Genomic DNA, 15,829 nt, shown 5'->3' on the forward strand with positions numbered 1-15,829 from the left:
CCGGGCGGCCGCGTCGACCTGCATATGACGCACGACCTGGTCACCTCCCTGCGCCCCCTGCTCGCCGCCGAGGCATCGGCCGAGGCGTATGCGTCGGGGGCCGAGCCCGGCGACCTCGAACAGGCGGTCTGGCTGCGCCTTCTGGAACGCCTGGAGGCCCACGGCCCGCCCCGCGACCCGCCTCGCTGGCTGCGCAGCGCCGTCCGCCTCGAGGCCCGCCGCACCCGCCGTACGGCCCGCGACGAGCGGCCGTACGAGACCGAACCGGCCGGCGCGGCCGAGTACGAACCCGAGCAGCTCGCGCTCACCGCGGCCAGGCACCGCGCCCTGCGCGACGCCGTGCGCCGGCTGCCCGGCCGCTGCCCCAGGCTCATGGAGGCCCTGCTGTCGCCGAAGGACCTCACATACCGGGAAATCGCGGGGGAGTTGGGTATCTCACAAGGCAGTCTTGGCCCGGAACGTTCCCGATGTCTGGGTTGTCTGCGCCGATTGCTGACGCCGGAGGTTGCGGCTTACTGAGGACGGGGATAGGAGTGGGGGACCACAGGTGATCAGGTGAGCGGGAGGCATGCACACATGGGCATGAGCGTGACCATCTCGGCGGCGACCGAGCAGGATGCCGAGCAGATCTTCCGGCTGCAGTACCTCTGCTTCCAGAGCGAGGCGGCGCTGTACGGCAACTACCGCATCGACCCGCTCGTCCAGACCCTCGACTCCGTGCGCCAGGAGGTCGCCGACGACTGCGTCTTCGTGGCGCGGCTCGGCGACGAGGTCGTCGGCTCGGTGCGCGGCGGGGTGACCGAGGAAGGGGCGGCGTCCATCGGCAAGCTGTGCGTCCATCCCCGCCTCCAGGGCCACGGCATCGGCGCCCGCCTGCTGCGTGCCGCCGAGTCCGCCCTCGCCGAGGAGCGCGGCGCCAAGCGCTTCCGCCTGCACACCGGTCACCGCAGCGAGAACAACCTGCGGCTGTACCGGCGGGTCGGCTACGAGACGGTGGGGACCGCGCAGGGAGCGGACGGCGTGCCCATGATCGTCCTGGAGAAGCCGGCCGAGGCGTACGTGACCACGGCCTGAAGGCGCCGCAGCCGTCCGGGCCCGGTCGCCGCTACGCGGTGCGGGCCCGGCTCAGCCAGTACACGGCCGAAAGCGGCAGCAGGACGGGGATGAAGAGGTACCCCATCCCGAAGTCCGACCACACGGTCGCGTCGGCGAAGGCGGACGGCTCCACCATCGTCCAGGTGCCGACCGTCAGGACGCCCACGAGCTCGGCGGCGCAGCACACCAGCGCCGCCTTGCGGGCCGTCTCGCCGCCGCGCACCAGGGTGTACGTGATGAAGCCGTAGACGACGCCCGCGACGGCCGACAGCGTGTAGGGGAGCGGCGCCCGGTCGAACTCGGTCGCGATCTGGTACGCCGACCGGGACACGGCGCCGACCACCATCACGCCGTACAGCCACACCAGCAGGATCCCGGGGCCGGCGATCAGCCGCCTCCGGTCCGTCTTCTCCTCCGCGGCCACCATCTCAGCCTCCCCAGATGTCATACAGCCGCACCTCCAGGACGGCGAGGACCACACCGCCGGCGGCGACCGTCACCGACCCCCAGCGGGTGCGCTCGGCCAGGGACATGAACCCCGCCGCCGGGACGCAGGCGAAGGCGCCCAGCAGATACGCCACGAAGATCGTCGTGCCCTGGCCGGGCTCCTCGCCGCGCGCCAGCTGCACGATCCCGACCACGAGCTGGACCAGCGCCAGCACCGAGACCACGGCCATGCCGATGAAGTGCCAGTCCTTCGTCGGCTGGTCACGGTAGGCCGCCCAGCCGCACCAGGCGGCGAGCAGCAGCGCGGCGACTCCGGTCACCAGCGTCAGGGCGTCAAGCATGGCAGCGACCCTATTACGGCCCAAAAGGCCCGCCGCCCCCGGCCCCGTCCGGCGAGGACCGGGCGCCCGTAGGGTCGGGACACAGAGATCCACGCCCAGGCCGTCCCGTGTCGACAGCGACGGAACCCTCGTCTCCTCCCTCGTCTCCTCCCTCGAATCCGTGCGGCGCTGCCGGACGCGCTGAGCCGGTGAGTGCGGGATCACAGCGCGGGAGTTCGCGCGGGCCGAGCTGCACGGCCGGCCGGCCGCGGAGACAGCCGCGAGGGTGGTCGCGCCGCCGGCGTGACCACCGTGGTGTTGGCCACAACCCACCGCGCCGACGCACTCGACGCCGACCTGGTGGTCACCGACCTGTCGGCCTTGTCGACACTGGTCACCGACGCGGGAGTCGAGACCTCCGTCCGGGGCCGATCCGCGCCCCCCGTGACCGACCGGCGTCCACCGCTGTCCAGTATCCGGACAGCGGTGACCGGTCAGGACCGTACGTCTGCTTTACTGATCGCATGAGCACGACGAGCGACCGCACCCCTGCGACCGAGGCGACCATGACGCCCGGTGCTCGTTGTATGTGTCGAATGTGCGCCTTCTAGAGGGCCCCCGCACCACCTGAGCCTCGCGCCCCGAAGCGAGCGCCCGGCTCGTACCCGCCACCGCGCCCCGCGCACGCGGCCGAGCCACGCCCCGCGCACACGTTTCTCCCCGGTTCCCCACGCCACCGCGCATCGCCGCCGCGAGAACCGTGCCGCGTTCCGAAGGACCCCAAGCCCCCGAAGAACAACGCCCCGTGCCCGGCGCACACCACCGCGCCGCGCACTCGACAGTGACGGAAACCCACGTGATCACCACATCGGGCCTCACGAAGGTCTATCGCTCACGCGGCCGCGAGGTCACCGCCCTGGACGGCGTCGACCTGCACGTCCGCGAGGGCGAGGTGTACGGCGTCATCGGTCAGTCCGGCGCCGGCAAGTCCTCGCTCATCCGCTGCGTCAACCTCCTGGAGCGCCCCACCGCCGGCACGGTCACCGTCGCCGGCCAGGACCTCACCGCGCTCGCCGGCCGCGGCCCCCGCGCCGGCAAGGAACTGCGGCAGGCGCGCAGCCGTATCGGCATGGTCTTCCAGCACTTCAACCTGCTCTCCACCCGGACCGTGCAGGACAACGTCGAACTGCCGCTGGAGATCCTCGGCAGGTCCAGGAAGGAACGTTCCCGCAAGGCGCTGGAGCTGCTCGACCTCGTCGGTCTCGCCGACAAGGCCAAGGCCTACCCGGCCCAGCTCTCCGGCGGCCAGAAGCAGCGCGTCGGCATCGCCCGCGCCCTGGCCGGCGACCCCAAGGTCCTGCTCTCCGACGAGGCGACCAGCGCCCTCGACCCGGAGACCACCCGCTCCATCCTCCAGCTGCTGCGCGACCTGAACCGGCAGCTCGGCCTGACCGTCCTGCTCATCACCCACGAGATGGACGTCGTCAAGAGCGTCTGCGACTCGGCCGCCCTCATGGACAGGGGCCGCGTCGTCGAGTCCGGCACGGTCGGCGAGCTGCTCGCCACCCCGGGCTCCGAACTGGCCGCCGCCCTCTTCCCGGTCGGCGGCGAAGCGTCCGGCGCCGACCGCACCGTCCTCGACGTCACCTTCCACGGCGAGGCCGCCACGCAGCCGGTCATCTCCCAGCTGTCCCGCACCTACAACATCGACATATCGATCCTCGGTGCCGCCATCGACACCGTAGGCGGCCTCCAGGTCGGCCGCATGCGGATCGAACTGCCGGGCCGCTACGAGGACAACGTGGTGCCCGTCGGCTTCCTGCGCGAACAGGGCCTGCAGATCGACGTGGTGAGCGAGACGCCGGACGAGCACGCGGACGCGCCGTCCCCGCTGGTGAAGGAAGGTGCCAAGTGACCTGGTCCGAGATGTGGCCCCTGCTGGAGCAGGCGTCCTGGGAGACCCTGATCATGGTCGGCTGGTCCACCCTGATCGCCGTGGTGGCCGGGCTCCCGCTCGGCGTGCTCCTCGTCCTCACCGACAAGGGCGGCCTGCTGCAGAACGTCCTCGTCAACAAGGTCATCGGCCAGATCGTGAACGTCGGCCGCTCGATGCCGTTCATCATCCTCATGGTCGCGCTGATGAGCTTCACCCGCTGGGTCACCGGCACGACCATCGGCAGCGAGGCCGCGATCGTGCCGCTCGCCATCGGCGGCATCCCCTTCTTCGCGCGGCTCGTCGAGACCGCCGTCCGAGAGGTCGACGGAGGGCTCGTCGAGGCCGTCCAGTCCATGGGCGGCAACAGCTGGACCGTCGTCCGCAAGGTCCTGGTCCCCGAAGCGCTTCCGTCGCTGATCGCCAGCACCACCACCACGATCATCGCCCTCATCGGCTACTCGGCCATGGCCGGCACCGTCGGCGGCGGAGGTCTCGGCGACCTCGCCGTCCGCTACGGCTACCAGCGCTTCGAGACCGGGCTGATGTGGATCACCGTCGCGATCCTCGCCGTCGTCATCTCGCTCATCCAGTTCGCCGGCGACTACGCCGCCCGCACCCTGCACCGCCGCGGCGGACGCGGGGGCGCCGGTCCCAGGCTGCGGCTGCTCAAGGCCAAGGAGCCCGCCGCGGCCGACGTGAGCAAGGCCGCGTAACCGGCCGCTCGACTTCTCCACGGACTCCCCGTCACCCGTAACGGGGTCGCACCACCTCAGGAAAGGCACTTTTCGTGCGTAACACCGCCAAGATCACCACCGCTGTCCTCGCCGCCGGGGCGCTCACCCTCGGACTCTCCGCCTGCGGCTCGGGCAAGGACTCCGCCTCCGACACCTCCGGCCCGCTGATCGTCGCCGCGAGCCCCACCCCGCACGCCGAGATCCTGAACTACGTCAAGGACAACCTGGCGAAGGACGCGGACCTCGACCTCGAGGTCAAGGAGTTCACCGACTACGTCACGCCGAACACGGCGACGGAGGACGGCTCGGTGGGGGCCAACTACTTCCAGACCCAGCCGTACCTCGACGACTTCAACAAGAAGAACGGCACCCACATCGTGTCCGTCGTCGACGTGCACCTGGAGCCCCTCGGCCTCTACTCCCACAAGGTCGACAAGGCCGACGGCCTGAAGAGCGGTGCGACCGTCGCCGTCCCGAACGACACCGTCAACGAGGGCCGCGCCCTGCAGCTGCTCGCGGCCAACGGGCTCATCACGCTCAAGGACGGCGTCGGCACCTCGGCGACCCCCTCGGACATCACCAAGAACCCGAAGAACCTCAAGTTCAAGGAGCTGGAGGCGGCCCAGACCCCCCGCTCCCTGGACGACGTGGACGCGGCCGTCGTCAACGGCAACTACGCCATCGAGGCCGACCTGAAGCCGGCCGAGGACTCCCTCCTCCTGGAGAGCGCCGAGGGCAACCCGAACAGCAACCTCCTCGCCGTCAAGGAGGGCCAGGAGGACGATCCGCGCGTGAAGAAGCTCGCCGAGCTCCTCAACTCGCCCGAGGTGAAGAAGTTCATCGAGGACAAGTACGCCGGCGCCGTCCTGCCCTCCTTCTGACCACACCGCCGGTCCCGCACGGGGTCCGTTCCGCGCGGGGTCCGCTCCGCACCGGGGCGGACCCCGTGATGTGGTTGAGTGCTTTCATGCTGCATGCTGGGCAGTTCGAGTAGGCCCTGACGGTTACACAGGTTACGGAGCGGCGCATGACGAGCACCTTCCCCAACATCTCCATCAGCACGGAGCGGTTGGTGCTGCGCCCCCTCGACGAGGACGACGTCCCCGCCCTCGCCGCCATGATGAACGACGAGCAGGTCGCCGCCTGGACCCACGTCCCCCAGCCCTTCTCCGAGCAGGCCGCACGTACCTGGATCGGCGAGTACGCCCCCGCCGAGCGCACGTCCGGCCGGGGACTCGACCTCGCGGTCACCGAGTTCCTCACCCAGCGCCTGGTCGGAGTCGTCCAGCTGACCAGGACCAACTGGCACGTACGGTCCACCGAGCTGTCGTACATCGTCGCCCCCTGGGCCCGGGGCGAGGGCTACGCCTCCGAGGCGGCGCTCGCCACCGCCCAATGGCTCTTCGGCGACCAGAAGTTCGAACGCATCGAGCTGCGCACCGCCGCCGACAACACCGCCTCCCAGCAGGTCGCCCAGAAGATCGGCTGCATCAGCGAGGGCGTCCTGCGCAACGCCTGCATAGCCCGGGTCCGCGCCGACGACGGTGTCTGGACGGACGTACGCACCGACTTCATCGTGTGGAGCCTGCTGCCGGAGGACCTCGAAGGCGCGGCCGGGCCACTGACCGACAACGACGGTTTCACCACCTTCACCGACTGGAACTGACCCGCGGGCGCTCCGACCACGCCACCGCCCCGCCCCCAGGCCGCACCAGGTACCCTCACGGAGCGCGCCGGCCAACGGTTCCGCGACCACGACCTGCGACATCCTGGAGACTGACGACGATGGCCGACCGGGTCACGGTGATCGGCTGGGACGGTTCGCCACTGACCGCCGCGGCACGCTCCGCACTGGGCGCCGCCACACTGGTGGCCGGTGCCGCCCACCACCTGGCACTTCCCGAGGTACCGCCCGCCGCCGAACGCATCCGCCTCGGCAGCGTCGCCCTCGCCGCCCGCCGCGTCGCCGCCCACCGCGGCACGGCGGTCGTACTCGCCGACGGCGACCCCGGCTTCTTCGGCGTCGTACGCACCCTGCGCGCCCCCGAGTTCGGCCTGGAGGTCGAAGTCGTCCCGGCGGTCTCCTCCGTGGCCGCCGCCTTCGCGCGCGCCGGTATGCCGTGGGACGACGCCCATGTGGTCGTCGCCCACCCCCGCACGCTGCGACGCGCGGTGAACGTATGCCGGGCCCACACCAAGGTCGCGGTTCTCACCTCCCCGGGCGCCGGCCCCGCCGAACTCGGCCTGCTGATGGAGGGCATCCACCGCACCTTCGTCATCTGCGAGGAACTCGGCACCACGCGCGAACGGGTCACCGTCGTCACCTCCGACAAGGCCGCCGACCACACCTGGCGCGACCCGAACGTCGTCATCGTCGTCGGCGGAAGCGTCGGCCCCGGCACCGCGACCGACGGCACGGGCTGGGTCGCCGGCCGCGACCCCGCCGCCGGTCCGCGCGGCTGGGCCCTGCCCGCGGAGGCGTACGGAGGCGAACTCGGCGAGGGCGAGACCGACCTGCTCCGCACGGCCCAACTCGCCCGGCTCGGCCCGCGCCTCGGCGACCTGGTGTGGGACATCGGCTGCGGCAGCGGCGCCTTCGCCACCGAGGCCGCCCGCGCGGGCGCCGCGGTCATCGCGGTCGACCGCGCCCCGGACGCCTGCGCCCGCACCGAGGCGACCGCCCGGCACTTCGGCGCCCAGCTCCAGATCGTGCACGGCACCGCCCCGTACGTCCTGGAGAACCTCCCCGAGCCCGATGTCGTCCGGGTCGGCGGCGGGGGAGCGGCCGTGGTCTCCGCGGTCGCCGACCGGCGGCCGCAGCGCATCGTCGCGCACGCCGCGACCCGGGACGCGGCCGAACTCGTCGGCCGGGACCTGACGGAGCACGGCTACCGGGTCGAGTGCGCCCTGCTGCAGTCCGTCGGACTCGACACCCGGGCCTGGACGGAGACCGAGCGGAGCGTCGCGTTCCTGCTCACCGGAGAAATCGTGCGGCGCGAAGCGCCTCGTTGAGGGGCGGTGGTCGGGCGACGGGCGGGACTTCCGGACCGCGCCCCGTGATCGGCTTGTCATACCGCGCGGGGTAGGCTGGCGGATTGTTGTACCGCACTCGGACACCCGGCAGTTCGTCGGTCATTGTCCGTAAAAACCCGCCCGATCCGGGCTGGGTGTGGTACGGCAGAACCGGAGGACGCGCAACGTGGCGCAGTCCACAGCGGGCCGTCGCGGATCAAGCTGTCGTGGCGGGGGAACGACCGCGACAATGCCACTCAATGGCTTTGTCGTCTTTTCCGGCGGGTCGTTCGTGCCGCTGGGCACGCACGCTCGTTCTTCACTACGGGGCGGTCGGTGCGCCGTCCCGGGTGTAGCTGGTCGTAGAAGCACTAACCGATGGGCGAGGGGTTACGCATGACCGACACCGGCCAGATCCCGGGCGAGGGGCTGCCGGAGGACGCAGGCATGGTGGAGCAGCCTGGCGTCCCCGCACCCGGCGCGTACGCCTACCTCTCCGAGTCCACCGCCGAGGACGAGGACCTGTTGCTGCTGCCGGGAGCCCAGGGCGCCTGGGGCAACGAGGTCGCGCCGCCCGCGCCGGAGCCGGTCGTCGAGACCGTGCACCAGCCGGGCCCGCACGAGATGTCCGGCCGTGACAGCGGCTCGGTCGACCTCGGCGGCGTCCGCCTGCCGGAGCCGGAAGTGGCACCCGAGCCCGCGTCCGCGCCGGCGCCACCGCGCAGGCCGCTGCACCTCGGTCCGCCGATCCCCGACACCTCCGCGAGCCCGGTCCGTTCCCTCGCCGACCGCGGCCCGGCCGACGCGCCGGTGCGGCACGCCGGCCCGCCGACCGCCGGTCCGGAGTACCTCGACGTCCCGCAGGCGGCCGCGATGTCACCGCAGGGGGCGGCGCCCTGGGGCGCGCACGCGGCGCCGCGGGCCCCGCAGCTCTCGGAGGCCCCGGTGAACGCCGAGGCGGTGCATGCGGAAACGGTTATTCCGGTACCGGAACAGGTGTCCGATCCGGTGGGCGCGGCCCAGGCGCTCGTGACCCGCGTGGCGACGGGGGCAGTGGCGGCGACGGGCGGGGAGGCCGGCGAGTCCGGCGAAGCGGGAGAGGCCGAGGCCCCGGTTGCCGACGCCCCCGCCGAGGCCCGGACCGAGACCGAGACCGAGACCGTGGTCGGCGACGGCGACGGCGACGGCGCCGATGCCGTGCCGGGCGACGAGACGACGTACGGTCCGCAGACGCCGATCGTCGGCGGCGCGGGCCAGGAGGCCGTGGCGGACGAGGTGCCCGCCCCAGAGGCTGCGGCGGAACAGGTCGAGCCCGACCCGGGTCCCGACCCCGCGGAGGAAGCCGCTCCGTCCCCCGAGGCGGTCACTGCGCAGCCCGCGCCCGCGCCCGCGCCCGCGCCCGCGCCCGCGCCCGCGCCCGCGCCCGCCCAGCCCGTCCAAGAGGCCCCCGAGCAGCCGGTGTCCGTGGACCCCCAGGTTGTCGAGGCCGCCGAGGAACCCGCGCCCGCGCCCGTCCAGGCGGTGGTGCCGGCCGAGGCTCCCGCGCCTGTCCAGGCGGTTGTGCCTGCCGAGGCTTCCGAGCCCGTCCAGGCGGTTGAGTCGACCGACGCTCCCGAGCCCGCTCAGACGGTTGTGCCCGCCGAGGCTCCCGAGCCGCACGAGGCCATGCTCACCGAGGCGCCCGCGGCCCCGGACGACCAGACCCCCGAGACGGTCGCGGGCGACCAGGTCCCCGAAGCACCCGCGGTCGTGCAGAACCCCGACGCGGCCGTGCCCGAGCACGCCGAACCCGAGCCGTCCCCGGAGGCACCGGCCGCGCCGCCCGCCACGGAGCAGCCCGTACCGCCACAGGAATCGGTCGAGCAGCCGGTACAAGGCGCGGCCCATCCGCAGCCCGAAGCGCGGCCCGAGCCGGCCGCGCAGCCCGCGCAGACAGCGGCGGCACACCCGCAGCCGGGCACGCAGCCCGACCCGCAGGACGCCGCCCCGCAGCCGGACGCCCAGCCCGCCGCCGAGATGCAGCCGGACCTCCAGCCCACCGCCGAAGGCCTGCCCGACGCCCAGCCCGCCGCCGGGATCCAGCCGGACGCCCAGCCCGTCCCGGACGACCCGCAGCCCGCTCAGGGCCCCCAGTCCCTCGTGGCCGCCGAAGTACCGCGGGAAACGATGGCGCCCCACAGCGTGCCCGAGCCAGGGGAGTCCGAGGTCACGATGACGGGCACCGTCGAGCCGGCGCCCCGCCCCGACGAGGCCGTGGGCGACCGCCCGGAGCAGCCCGTCGGTCAGTTCGTGCCGGTCGACGGCGGTCAGGTGCCCACCACCCCGCACCTCGCCCCGACACCGCCCGAGGCCCTTCTCCTCCCCTTGGAGGCGCAGGCTGACGCACAGGCGCCGGAGCACGTCGCCCCGGTCCCCGCCCCGCGCGAGGCCGGCCCCGAAGTCGCCCAGAGCGCCGACGACCTGGACACCCGCGCCGCCGACCAGGAAGACCCGCACGACGTGAGCACGGCCGCCGTGGCGGAAGTACGGCAGTCCACCGGCCCCGCGGCGCCCGCCTACGACGACGCCGAACGCGAGGCCGTCCTGAAGGTCATGCGCGAACGCCGCGACATCCGCAACGGCTTCCGCAGCGACCCCATCCCGCACGAGGTGCTGCTCCGCGTCCTGGAGGCCGCCCACACCGCGCCCTCCGTCGGCCACTCGCAGCCCTGGGACTTCGTCGTCATCCGCTCCGCCGACACCCGCCGCGCTATGCACGAACTGGCGATGCGTCAGCGCGAGGCCTACGCGAAGTCCCTTCCCAAGGGCCGGGCGAAGCAGTTCAAGGAACTGAAGATCGAGGCCATCCTCGACACCCCGGTCAACATCGTCGTCACCGCCGACCAGACCCGCGGCGGCCGGCACACCCTGGGCCGGCACACCCAGCCGCAGATGGCGCCGTACTCCTCCGCGCTCGCGGTCGAGAACCTCTGGCTCGCCGCCCGCGCCGAGGGCCTCGGCGTCGGCTGGGTCAGCTTCTTCGACGAGCGCGAGATGGTCCGCGCGCTGGGCCTGCCCGAACACCTGGACGTCGTCGCCTACCTGTGCGTCGGGTACGTCGACGAGTTCCCGGACGAGCCCGAGCTGATGCAGGCGGGCTGGTCCAAGCGCCGCCCGCTGTCCTGGGTCGTGCACGAGGAGACGTACGGCCGACGCGCCCTGCCCGGAGAGGACCCCCACGACCTGCTTGCCGAGACCGTCGCACAGATCCGCCCGCTCGACGCCAAGGCGCTCGGCGAGGCCTGGGAGCGGCAGAAGCGTATGACCAAGCCGGCCGGCGCGCTCGGCATGCTGGAGATCATCTCCGCCCAGCTGTCCGGCCTGTCCCGCCAGTGTCCGCCGCCCATCCCGGAGCCCGCGGCCGTCGCGGTCTTCGCCGGCGACCACGGGGTGCACGCCCAGGGCGTCACCCCCTGGCCGCAGGAGGTCACCGCCCAGATGGTGGCCAACTTCCTGGGCGGGGGAGCGGTCTGCAACGCCTTCGCCACCCAGGTCGGCGCCGAGGTGTGCGTCGTGGACGTCGGCGTCGCCACCGACCTGCCCGCCACCCCCGGCCTGCTGCCCCGCAAGGTCCGCGCGGGCACGTCCGACATGACCACCGGTCCCGCGATGACCCGCGAGGAGGCCAAGCAGGCCATCGAGGTCGGCATCGAGACCGCCCGCGACCTGGTGGCGGCCGGCAACAAGGCACTGCTCACCGGTGAGATGGGCATCGCGAACACCACCGCGTCCGCCGCGCTCATCTCCGTCTTCACCGGTGCGGACCCGGCCGACGTCACCGGCCGGGGCACCGGCATCAACGACGAGACGCTCGCCCGCAAGACCGAGGTCGTCCGCCGCGCGCTGGAAGTCCACCGGCCCGACCCGGCCGACCCCATCGGCGTCCTCGCCGCGGTCGGCGGCTTCGAGCACGCGGCCATGGTCGGCCTGCTGCTCGGCGGCGCCTCCCTGCGTACGCCGGTGATCCTGGACGGCGTCAGCGCCGGCGCCGCCGCCCTGGTGGCCCGCGCCATCGCTCCCGAGGTCCTCGCGGCCTGCATCGCGGGCCACCGCAGCGCCGAGCCCGGCCACGTCGCCGCGCTCAACAAGCTGGGCCTGCGCCCGCTGGTCGACCTGGACCTCCGCCTCGGCGAGGGCACGGGCGCGCTGCTCGCCCTGCCGATGGTGCAGAGCACCGCGCGGGCGATGCACGAGGTCGCGACGTTCGACTCGGCGGGCGTCACCGAGAAGTAGCAGCGGGGCGGGGCACGGCGACGCGACCGGCGATCCGTCGCCCGCCGCCCCGCTCCACCCCGCCGTACGCCGGACCGACCTCGTGCCGCCTCCGCGCGTCTCCTAGAATCCGCACGTATCCCCACGTCAGGGCCGCTCCATCGCCGCAGCGCCCACCGCACCGCCAGGACGAGGAGCCCTCCCTCATGGCCGAACACCCCGCCTACCCCGTAGGCCTCCGCCTCACCGGCCGTCGCGTGGTCGTCCTCGGTGGCGGTCAGGTCGCCCAGCGCCGCCTGCCCGCCCTCATCGCGGCGGGCGCGGACATCCGCCTCGTCTCTCCCGAGGCGACCCCCTCGGTGGAGGCCATGGCGGACGCGGGCGAGATCACCTGGGAGAGGCGCCCGTACGCGGAAGGCGACCTCGCGGACGCCTGGTACGCCCTGATCGCCACCAGCGACACCGACGCCAACACCGCCGCCTCCGCCGAGGCCGAGCGGCACCGAGTGTGGTGCGTCCGCTCCGACGACGCCGACCGGGCCACCGCCTGGACCCCGGCGACCGGCCACAGCGAGGGCGTCACCGTCGCCGTGCTCACCTCGAACGCGCGCGACCGCGACCCCCGGCACACCGCCGCCATCCGCGACGCGGTCGTGGAGGGCCTGCGCGACGGCACCCTCGTCGCCCCGCACCAGCGCACCCGCACCGCCGGAGTCGCCCTGGTCGGCGGCGGACCCGGCGACCCCGACCTGATCACCGTCCGCGGCCGCCGCCTGCTCGCCGAGGCCGACGTCGTCATCGCCGACCGGCTCGGCCCCCGCGACCTGCTCGCCGAGCTGCCGCCGCACGTCGAGGTCATCGACGCGGCGAAGATCCCGTACGGGCGCTTCATGGCCCAGGAGGCCATCAACAACGCACTGATCGAGCACGCCCGGCAGGGCAAGGCGGTCGTACGCCTCAAGGGCGGCGACCCCTTCGTCTTCGGCCGGGGCATGGAGGAGGCGCAGGCGCTGGCCGAGGCGGGCATCCCGTGCACCGTCGTCCCCGGTATCTCCAGCTCCATCTCCGTCCCCGGCGCTGCGGGCATCCCGGTCACCCACCGGGGCGTCGCCCACGAGTTCACCGTGGTCAGCGGCCACGTCGCCCCCGACGACGAGCGCTCCCTGGTCGACTGGCCGTCCCTCGCCAAGCTCACCGGCACGCTCGTGATCCTCATGGGCGTGGACAAGATCGGCAAGATCGCCGAGACCCTCGTCGCGCACGGCAAGTCCCCGAAGACCCCGGTCGCCCTCGTCCAGGAGGGCACGACGGCCGCCCAGCGCCGGGTCGACGCGACCCTTGCCACGGTCGCCGAGACGGTCGTCGCGCAGGAGGTCAAGCCACCCGCCGTCATCGTCGTCGGCGAGGTCGTCGGCGTCGGCCCGCACGGGGCGGCGTGACATGGCCGACCTCATCACGATCGACGATCCCGACGACCCGCGCCTGCACGACTACACCGGCCTGACCGACGTCGAACTGCGCCGCAGGCGCGAACCCGCCGAGGGCCTGTTCGTCGCCGAGGGCGAGAAGGTCATCCGGCGGGCCGGTGAAGCGGGCTACGCGATGCGGTCGATGCTGCTCTCGGCCAAGTGGGTCGACACCATGCGCGACATCATCGACGAGGCCCCCGCTCCGGTGTACGTCGTCGACCCGGCGCTCGCCGAGCAGGTCACCGGCTACCACGTGCACCGCGGCGCCCTCGCCTCCATGCAGCGCAAGCCGCTTCCCACGGCGGCGGACCTGCTGCGGACCGCCCGCCGTGTCGTCGTCATGGAGTCGGTCAACGACCACACCAACATCGGTGCCATCTTCCGCTCCGCCGCCGCGCTCGGCATGGAGGCGGTCCTGCTCTCGCCGGACTGCGCGGACCCCCTGTACCGGCGCAGCGTGAAGGTCTCGATGGGCGCGGTCTTCTCCGTGCCGTACGCCCGCCTCGGCACCTGGCCGGCCGGTCTTGAGGCGGTCCGCGAAGGGGGCTTCACGCTCCTCGCCCTCACCCCCGACGAGCGGGCCGAGTCCCTGGACGAGGTCGCCCCGCACCGGATGGACCGGGTGGCCCTCATGCTGGGCGCCGAGGGCGACGGCCTGTCCCGGCGGGCCCTGGCGGCGTCCGACGCGTGGGTCCGCATCCCGATGTCCCACGGCGTCGACTCCCTCAACGTGGGCGCGGCGGCGGCGGTCGCCTTCTACGCGGTGGCGACGGGCCGCCCCTCGGCGTAGAACCGGCAGGCCGACCAGCCACGGGCCTACGGGCCGGCCACCGGGCTAGGGGCCGGCCACCAGGTCTACGGGCCGGCCGCGCGGCCCAGGCCCCGGGCCGCGCGGCCGAGGACCGCAGGCCGGTCGCCGTCCGCCCGGGACCCCGACCGTCCTGACCCCGACCGTCCTGACCCCGCCGGCCCACAGCCCGTCAACGGTCCGCACCTCATCCGTCCACAGCCCGCCGACGGCCCGCGCCCCGCCCCGTCTACAGCCCGGACGCCCGGCCTCCGGGAGCGTAGTCCCCTACGTCCACCGGCTGCTGCCGCTCCTGCTGCGTCCGTACGCCGCCCCGTTCGTCGCCGAGGCCCCGTGCCGGCCCCTGGCAGCCCTGCGCGGCGGCGATGCCCAGTGCGACCAGCAGCGTCACGACCACGAACACGAACAGACGCTGCCGCAGCAGCCGCGGGTTGGCGGGCCGTCGCCAACGGGTTCCCGTGGGCCTCGACGCCGTACGGCCGGCTCCGCTGCGCGGCGCGGATCGTCCGCCGCCGTCGTTGCGGGAGGTGTTCCGGCCGGTGGTGTTCCGGCCGGTGGTGTTGCGTCCGGTGGTGTTGCGGGAGGCGGGAGTTGGCCGCGACCCGGACCGCGCCCCCGCTCCGCCGCCGCGCGAGGCGCTGCCGCCCCGGGCGGCGGATCCGTTGCGGGACGGCGTACCACCGCGCGCGGGTGAGCCGCCGCGTGACGGGTCGCCGCCGCGCGACGGATCGCCACCGCGTGCCGGAGCCGGGCCCCGCCCGCCCGAAGCGCTCCGCGGCGCGGGTGTGCCCTGAGCGCCCGGCCGGCCCTGCGGACGCCGCTGAGCACGCTCCGGGTAGGTGTCGGCGAGCCGCCCCGTGGGCAGGTCGGCCTCCGCGCTGCGCGGCGCGGGCGGCCGTACGTCGGCCAGGCCCTGGGCCTCCCGGGCGGCGATCTCCTTGAGCCGCAGCGACAGTTGCAGCGTGCTGGGACGCTCCTCGGGGTCCTTGGCCAGGCACGCCCGGACCAGCGGGGCGACGGCGTCGGGGACCCCGTGCAGCTGGGCCTCCTCGTGCACCACGCGGTACAGCATCACCTCGGAACTGCCGTGTCCGAAGGGCGAGTCTCCCATCGAGGCGTACGCCAGTGTGGCGCCCAGCGAGAACACGTCCGTGGCCGGTGTGACGGCCGCCCCGCGCACCTGCTCCGGCGCGAGGAACCCGGGGGAGCCGACCGCGGTGCCGACGTGCGTGAGCGTGGAGGCGCCCGTCGCCCAGGCGATGCCGAAGTCGATGATCCGCGGCCCCTTCGGGGAGAGCAGGATGTTGGACGGCTTCAGGTCCCGGTGCACCACCCCGGCCTCGTGCACCGCGACCAGGCCCTCGGACAGGGCGGCGCCCACGGCTGCGACGTCCGCCGCGCCGAGCGGGCCACCGTCGGCGACCTTGTCGTGCAGGGAGGGGCCGGGCACGTACTGCGTGGCGAACCACGGCCGGTCCGCCTCCAGGTCGGCGGCGACCAGCCGGGCGGTGCAGCCGCCGCGGATGCGCCGGGCCGCCGAGACCTCACGGGCGAACCGCGAGCGGAACTCCTGGTCCTCGGCCAGGTCCGGCCGGATGACCTTCAGCGCGACCCGCTGCCCCTTCTTGTCGGAGCCCAGGTAGACCACGCCCATTCCACCCGCGCCGAGCCGCCTGTGAAGCCTGAACGAGCCGACGACGCGCGGGTCCTCGCGCCTCAGGCGCATCATCGCCATGTTCATCCCCGCTGCCCGGTCC

Annotated in this window: 13 protein-coding genes and 1 pseudogene; 11 read left to right on the plus strand and 3 right to left on the minus strand. The window is 73.6% G+C overall.

Features of this window, described 5'->3' with window-relative positions:
* The first annotated feature begins 24 nt into the window (after window positions 1-24).
* Entirely contained in the window at window positions 25-519 is a 495-nt protein-coding gene (locus ACIQ6R_RS25715; RefSeq protein ID WP_404223680.1) for an RNA polymerase sigma factor, read from the plus strand.
* A gap of 57 nt (window positions 520-576) precedes the next feature.
* Window positions 577-1,074 carry a GNAT family N-acetyltransferase gene (locus tag ACIQ6R_RS25720; protein WP_404179568.1) on the plus strand — a complete coding sequence of 166 codons (498 nt, stop codon included), beginning with the start codon at window positions 577-579 and terminating at the stop codon, window positions 1,072-1,074.
* 31 nt (window positions 1,075-1,105) lie between these two features.
* On the opposite strand, the gene ACIQ6R_RS25725 is transcribed toward ACIQ6R_RS25720, so the two are convergent.
* The gene (locus tag ACIQ6R_RS25725; protein ID WP_404223862.1) at window positions 1,106-1,522 is read right to left on the minus strand and encodes a hypothetical protein; all 417 of its coding nucleotides are present in this window, start codon (window positions 1,520-1,522) and stop codon (window positions 1,106-1,108) included.
* Between the two features lies 1 nt (window position 1,523).
* Window positions 1,524-1,883 (minus strand): hypothetical protein, encoded by a 360-nt coding sequence (locus ACIQ6R_RS25730; RefSeq protein ID WP_404179562.1) that lies wholly within the window; start codon window positions 1,881-1,883, stop codon window positions 1,524-1,526.
* A gap of 261 nt (window positions 1,884-2,144) precedes the next feature.
* Between ACIQ6R_RS25730 and ACIQ6R_RS25735 the strand changes: the two are divergent.
* The 9 genes and pseudogenes from ACIQ6R_RS25735 to ACIQ6R_RS25775 all read left to right on the plus strand — a co-directional run.
* A pseudogene (locus ACIQ6R_RS25735) lies at window positions 2,145-2,291 on the plus strand (HAD family hydrolase); the annotation flags it as partial.
* A 427-nt stretch (window positions 2,292-2,718) separates the two neighbouring features.
* Window positions 2,719-3,777 (plus strand): methionine ABC transporter ATP-binding protein, encoded by a 1,059-nt coding sequence (locus tag ACIQ6R_RS25740; RefSeq protein ID WP_404223682.1) that lies wholly within the window; start codon window positions 2,719-2,721, stop codon window positions 3,775-3,777.
* Complete coding sequence (locus ACIQ6R_RS25745) at window positions 3,774-4,511, plus strand: methionine ABC transporter permease (RefSeq protein ID WP_404179556.1); 738 nt, start codon at window positions 3,774-3,776, stop codon at window positions 4,509-4,511. The genes ACIQ6R_RS25740 and ACIQ6R_RS25745 overlap by 4 nt, the downstream gene beginning before the upstream one ends.
* Window positions 4,512-4,585: 74 nt before the next feature.
* On the plus strand, window positions 4,586-5,413 hold the full coding sequence (locus tag ACIQ6R_RS25750; protein WP_404223684.1) for a MetQ/NlpA family ABC transporter substrate-binding protein: 828 nt from the start codon (window positions 4,586-4,588) through the stop codon (window positions 5,411-5,413).
* 146 nt (window positions 5,414-5,559) lie between these two features.
* Entirely contained in the window at window positions 5,560-6,198 is a 639-nt protein-coding gene (locus tag ACIQ6R_RS25755; protein WP_404223686.1) for a GNAT family N-acetyltransferase, read from the plus strand.
* A 119-nt stretch (window positions 6,199-6,317) separates the two neighbouring features.
* Window positions 6,318-7,544, plus strand: a complete 1,227-nt coding sequence (gene cbiE / locus ACIQ6R_RS25760; protein WP_404179547.1) for a precorrin-6y C5,15-methyltransferase (decarboxylating) subunit CbiE — start codon at window positions 6,318-6,320, stop codon at window positions 7,542-7,544.
* Window positions 7,545-7,940: 396 nt separating this feature from the next.
* A complete protein-coding gene (gene cobT / locus ACIQ6R_RS25765) occupies window positions 7,941-11,816 on the plus strand; it encodes a nicotinate-nucleotide--dimethylbenzimidazole phosphoribosyltransferase (RefSeq protein ID WP_404223688.1) in 3,876 nt (1,291 codons plus the stop codon).
* Between the two features lie 185 nt (window positions 11,817-12,001).
* Complete coding sequence (gene cobA / locus ACIQ6R_RS25770; protein WP_404223690.1) at window positions 12,002-13,234, plus strand: uroporphyrinogen-III C-methyltransferase; 1,233 nt, start codon at window positions 12,002-12,004, stop codon at window positions 13,232-13,234.
* A gap of 1 nt (window position 13,235) precedes the next feature.
* Window positions 13,236-14,054 (plus strand): TrmH family RNA methyltransferase, encoded by an 819-nt coding sequence (locus ACIQ6R_RS25775; protein WP_404223691.1) that lies wholly within the window; start codon window positions 13,236-13,238, stop codon window positions 14,052-14,054.
* A 247-nt stretch (window positions 14,055-14,301) separates the two neighbouring features.
* Here the strand turns inward: ACIQ6R_RS25775 and ACIQ6R_RS25780 are convergent, their stop codons facing one another.
* Complete coding sequence (locus ACIQ6R_RS25780) at window positions 14,302-15,813, minus strand: protein kinase (protein WP_404223692.1); 1,512 nt, start codon at window positions 15,811-15,813, stop codon at window positions 14,302-14,304.
* Between the last annotated feature and the right edge of the window lie 16 nt (window positions 15,814-15,829).

The organism is Streptomyces sp. NPDC096048 (assembly GCF_044763415.1).
Taxonomy (GTDB): Bacteria; Actinomycetota; Actinomycetes; order Streptomycetales; family Streptomycetaceae; genus Streptomyces.

Bases quoted from the DNA above. Each gene is read 5' to 3' on its own strand.
- ACIQ6R_RS25715 (WP_404223680.1), top strand. From the start codon at position 25: ATGACGCACGACCTGGTCACCTCCCTGCGCCCCCTGCTCGCCGCCGAG.
- ACIQ6R_RS25720 (WP_404179568.1), top strand. From the start codon at position 577: ATGGGCATGAGCGTGACCATCTCGGCGGCGACCGAGCAGGATGCCGAG.
- ACIQ6R_RS25725 (WP_404223862.1), bottom strand. From the start codon at position 1,522: ATGGTGGCCGCGGAGGAGAAGACGGACCGGAGGCGGCTGATCGCCGGC.
- ACIQ6R_RS25730 (WP_404179562.1), bottom strand. From the start codon at position 1,883: ATGCTTGACGCCCTGACGCTGGTGACCGGAGTCGCCGCGCTGCTGCTC.
- ACIQ6R_RS25755 (WP_404223686.1), top strand. From the start codon at position 5,560: ATGACGAGCACCTTCCCCAACATCTCCATCAGCACGGAGCGGTTGGTG.
- cbiE (WP_404179547.1), top strand. From the start codon at position 6,318: ATGGCCGACCGGGTCACGGTGATCGGCTGGGACGGTTCGCCACTGACC.
- cobT (WP_404223688.1), top strand. From the start codon at position 7,941: ATGACCGACACCGGCCAGATCCCGGGCGAGGGGCTGCCGGAGGACGCA.
- cobA (WP_404223690.1), top strand. From the start codon at position 12,002: ATGGCCGAACACCCCGCCTACCCCGTAGGCCTCCGCCTCACCGGCCGT.
- ACIQ6R_RS25775 (WP_404223691.1), top strand. From the start codon at position 13,236: ATGGCCGACCTCATCACGATCGACGATCCCGACGACCCGCGCCTGCAC.
- ACIQ6R_RS25780 (WP_404223692.1), bottom strand. From the start codon at position 15,813: ATGAACATGGCGATGATGCGCCTGAGGCGCGAGGACCCGCGCGTCGTC.